The sequence below is a fragment of the Bradyrhizobium pachyrhizi genome (assembly GCF_001189245.1).
In the GTDB taxonomy this organism is placed as follows: Bacteria; Pseudomonadota; Alphaproteobacteria; order Rhizobiales; family Xanthobacteraceae; genus Bradyrhizobium; species Bradyrhizobium pachyrhizi.
Genome location: NZ_LFIQ01000057.1, coordinates 60,461 through 64,767, shown reverse-complemented (window position 1 = coordinate 64,767; position 4,307 = coordinate 60,461). Strand labels below are relative to the sequence as shown.

General features: G+C 67.0%; 4 protein-coding genes and 1 pseudogene. 4 read left to right on the top strand and 1 reads right to left on the bottom strand.

Annotated elements, in window-relative coordinates; all coding sequences use genetic code 11:
- The 3 genes and pseudogenes from AKL29_RS44670 to ychF all read left to right on the top strand — a co-directional run.
- A pseudogene (locus tag AKL29_RS44670) lies at positions 1–80 on the top strand (50S ribosomal protein L25/general stress protein Ctc); the annotation flags it as partial.
- Positions 81–135: 55 nt separating this feature from the next.
- Complete coding sequence (gene pth, locus AKL29_RS11070) at positions 136–747, top strand: aminoacyl-tRNA hydrolase (protein ID WP_050384185.1); 612 nt, start codon at positions 136–138, stop codon at positions 745–747.
- A 123-nt stretch (positions 748–870) separates the two neighbouring features.
- Positions 871–1,968: a redox-regulated ATPase YchF gene (gene ychF, locus AKL29_RS11065; protein ID WP_028333102.1), complete on the top strand. Its 1,098-nt coding sequence runs from the start codon at positions 871–873 to the stop codon at positions 1,966–1,968.
- 215 nt (positions 1,969–2,183) lie between these two features.
- Here ychF and AKL29_RS11060 read toward each other — a convergent pair whose 3' ends face one another.
- On the bottom strand, positions 2,184–2,459 hold the full coding sequence (locus AKL29_RS11060; protein ID WP_018269815.1) for a metal-sensitive transcriptional regulator: 276 nt from the start codon (positions 2,457–2,459) through the stop codon (positions 2,184–2,186).
- A gap of 65 nt (positions 2,460–2,524) precedes the next feature.
- Between AKL29_RS11060 and AKL29_RS11055 the strand changes: the two genes are divergently transcribed.
- Positions 2,525–4,307, top strand: a 1,783-nt coding sequence (locus AKL29_RS11055) for a heavy metal translocating P-type ATPase (protein WP_430648863.1), incomplete at its 3' end; no start/stop codon positions are given.

Sequence of the window (4,307 nt, the reverse complement as noted above, 5' to 3'; positions counted from 1 at the left end):
CCGCGGCGGCTCCGGCTGCGGGTGCTGCGGCTCCGGCCGCGGGTGCCAAGGCTCCCGCCGGTGGCGACAAGAAGAAGTAATCGATCAGGTCGGCGCGCGATCGTCTGATGGCGCGCCGACGCGGGATGCCGCGCCATGCGCCTTTTTGTCGGTCTCGGTAATCCCGGCGCGAAATACGCCGGCAACCGGCACAATATCGGTTTCCTGGCGGTCGATGAGATTGCACGGCGTCATGGTTTCGCACCATGGCGCCGTCGCTTTCAGGGCGAGACCTCCGAGGGCGTCGTCGATCGCGAGAAGGTCGTGCTGCTGAAGCCGACCACCTACATGAACGAGTCCGGGCGCGCGGTGCAGGAAGCGGCGAACTTCTTCAAGCTCACGCCCTCCGACGTCACCGTGTTCCAGGACGAGCTCGAACTGCCGCCCGCCAAGGTGCGGGTCAAGATCGGCGGCGGGATCGCCGGCCACAACGGCCTGCGCTCGATCTCCGCGCATATCGGCAACGAGTATCGGCGGGTGCGGCTCGGGATCGGTCATCCCGGCGTCAAGGAGCTCGTGCACAGCCACGTGCTGTCGGACTTCGCCAAGAGCGACCGGGCGTGGGTGGAGGCCCTGTGCCAGGCCGTCGCCGACAGTGCCGGCCTGTTGGCGACGGGCCACGACGCGTCGTTCGCCAACAAGGTGCATCTGACGATGCAGGCCAAGGGGTTCGACAAGGGTGAGAACGGCGGCGAGAAGCCGGCCTGACCTCCTTTGTCGTCATGCCCGGCCTTGTGCCGGGCATCCACGTCTTACCTGCCGCGTGCACCGTAAGACGTGGATGGCCGGGACGAGCCCGGCCATGACAGATCAGAGAATGTTGAGGAAGACATGGGATTCAAATGCGGGATCGTCGGGCTGCCTAACGTCGGCAAGTCGACGCTGTTCAATGCGCTGACCGAAACGGCGGCCGCCCAGGCGGCGAACTATCCGTTCTGCACCATCGAGCCGAATGTCGGCGAGGTCGCGGTGCCCGATCCGCGGCTGGAGAAGCTCGCGGCTGTCGCGAAGTCCGCGCAGATCATTCCGACCCGGCTGACCTTCGTCGACATCGCGGGCCTCGTCCGCGGCGCGTCGCAGGGCGAAGGTCTCGGTAACCAGTTCCTCGCCAACATCCGCGAGGTCGACGCCATCGCCCACGTGGTGCGCTGCTTCGAGGATTCCGACATCACCCATGTCGAGGGCAAGATCGCGCCGCTCGCCGACATCGAGACCATCGAGACCGAGTTGATGCTGTCCGACCTCGACAGCCTGGAGAAGCGCGTCGACAACCTCTCGAAGAAGGCCAAGGGTAACGACAAGGAAGCCAAGGAGCAGCTCGAGCTCGTCAACCGCGCCCTGGTGCTGCTGCGCGACGGCAAGCCGGCGCGTGCGCTGGAGCGCAAGCCGGAGGAGGAGCGCGCGTTCCGCATGCTCGGGCTCCTGACCTCGAAGCCCGTGCTCTATGTCTGCAACGTCGAGGAAGCCTCGGCCAAGGACGGCAACAATTTTTCCAAGGCGGTGTTCGAGCGCGCCAAGGAGGAGGGCGCGGTCGCGGTCGTGATCTCCGCCAAGATCGAATCCGAAATCGCGACGCTGTCGCGTGAGGAACGCACTGACTTCCTGGAGACACTGGGTCTGGAAGAGGCCGGGCTCGATCGGCTGATCCGCGCCGGCTACCGGCTGCTCGATCTCATCACCTATTTCACCGTCGGCCCGAAGGAAGCACGCGCCTGGACCATCGACCGCGGCACCAAGGCGCCTGCCGCCGCCGGCGTGATCCATACCGATTTCGAGAAGGGCTTCATCCGCGCCGAGACCATCGCCTATGCCGATTACATCGCCGGCAACGGCGAGGCCGGCGCGCGCGATGCCGGCAAGCTGCGGCTTGAAGGCAAGGAGTACGTCGTCGCCGACGGCGACGTGATGCATTTCAGATTCAATACCTGAGCAGGCGATCGCGAGCTGCGCGCAACGGCGCCGGCAAACTGAGCCTCGATTTCTCCCCACGTCGTCCCGGGCAAGCGAAGCGCGACCCGGGACCCATAACCACAGGGTCGCGTTGTTGAAACGAGCTGTGGCCCCAGCTCGCTCCATCCCCACGTCCTGTGGTTATGGGTCCCTGCTTCTGCAGGGACGACATCGAGTATGGGGCGGCGCTCGCCTCACCGATCCGCACGCCCGATCACGTCCATCAGCTCGGCGATCTTGCGCCGCTGGTCGGCCTTGTCGCCGGACGAGATCGCATGCTCGACGCAATGCGCCACATGATCGCGCAGCACCTCTTCCTCGACGCGGCGCAGCGCCGCGCGCGCGGCCGCGATCTGCGTCACCACGTCGATGCAATAGCGGTCGTCCTCGACCATGGCGGCCAACCCGCGGATCTGACCTTCGATCCGTTTGAGCCGTTTTAAGCAGGATGTCTTGACCTCGTCTCTCATAGGCCTCATATACCCCCCTAGGGTATACAAATCAAGAGGCCGGGTTACCGGCCGGGAAGAGTTTCGTGGCACACGCAAAGCACGACCATTCGCACGCGGATCATCACCACAATGGCGCGGCCGCGCATTCCTGCTGCGGCGGCAAGCATGGTCACGACACGCCGCCGGCCGAGGCGGCGTTCGCGATCGATCCGGTCTGCGGCATGAAGGTCAACCCGGCGACCGCCAAGCACCGCTTCAGCTACCAGGGCGAGGAGTACCTGTTCTGCAGCAGCCGCTGCCGCGAGCGTTTCGAGACCGACCCTGAGAAGTATCTCAAGCCGCGTGAACCCGAGCCGCCGGCGCCCGCGGGCACCATCTACACCTGCCCGATGCATCCCGAGGTGCGCCAGGTCGGTCCGGGCAGCTGCCCGATCTGCGGCATGGCGCTGGAGCCCGAGCAGATCTCGCTCGACGACGGTCCCGATCCCGAACTGATCGACATGACGCGGCGGTTCTGGATCGGCCTCGCGCTGACCGTGCCGGTGTTCGTGCTCGAGATGGGCAGCCATCTTGGGCTGATGCAGCTGGTGCCGCAGCACTGGTCGAACTGGGTCTCACTCGTGCTGGCGACGCCGGTCGTGCTGTGGGCCGGCGCGCCGTTCTTCGTGCGCGGCTGGCAGTCGCTGGTCACCCGCAATCTCAACATGTTCACGTTGATCGCGATGGGCACCGGCGTCGCCTATGTCTACAGCGTGGTCGCGACGCTGGCGCCGCAGCTGTTCCCGCCCGCGTTCCGCGACATGCATGGCGCGGTCGCGGTGTATTTCGAGGCGGCGGCCGTGATCACGGTGCTGGTGCTGCTCGGCCAGGTGCTGGAATTGCGCGCCCGCGCGCAGACCTCGGGCGCGATCCGCGCGCTGCTCGGCCTCGCGCCGAAGACCGCGCGGCGCATCACCGAACATGGCGACGAGGACATCGACATCGACGCGATCAAGGTCGGCGACCGCCTGCGCGTGCGGCCGGGCGAGAAGGTGCCGGTCGACGGCGTCGTCGTCGAGGGCAGTGCGGTCATTGACGAGTCCATGGTCACAGGCGAGTCGATGCCGGTCACGAAGGCCGAAGGCCAGAACGTGATCGGCGGCACCGTCAACCAGAGCGGCGGCCTCGTGATGCGCGCCGAGAAGATCGGCCGCGACACCATGCTGTCGCGGATCGTCGACATGGTGGCGAAGGCGCAGCGCTCACGCGCGCCGATCCAGCGGCTCGCCGATCGCGTCGCCGGCTGGTTCGTGCCGGCGGTGATCGCCGCCGCCGTGCTCGCCTTTATCGCCTGGACGGTGTTCGGCCCCGAGCCGCGCCTGACCTTCGCGCTGGTCGCCGCCGTCACGGTGCTGATCATCGCCTGCCCGTGCGCGCTGGGATTGGCGACGCCGATGTCGATCATGGTCGGCGTCGGCCGCGGCGCGCATTCCGGCATCCTGATCCGCGACGCGCAGGCGCTGGAGCGGATGGAGGCGATCGACACGCTGGTCATCGACAAGACCGGTACGCTCACCGAGGGCAAGCCGAAGGTCGTGCACGTCATTGCCGCCGAAGGACTCGACGAGAGCGATCTGCTGCGCCTGGCGGCCAGTGTCGAGCAGGGCAGCGAGCACCCGCTGGCACAGGCGATTATCGCCGCTGCCAGGGAGCGCAAGCTCGCATCCGCCGCCGTCAGCAATTTCGCCTCGCCTTCCGGCAAGGGCGCGACCGGCACCGTCGAGGGCAGGCAAGTTGCGCTCGGCAATGCGGTGCTGATGGCCGAGCTGAAGATCGCGACGGCAGCGCTCGACGAGGCGGCCGAGGCGGCGCGGCGGGACGGCGCGA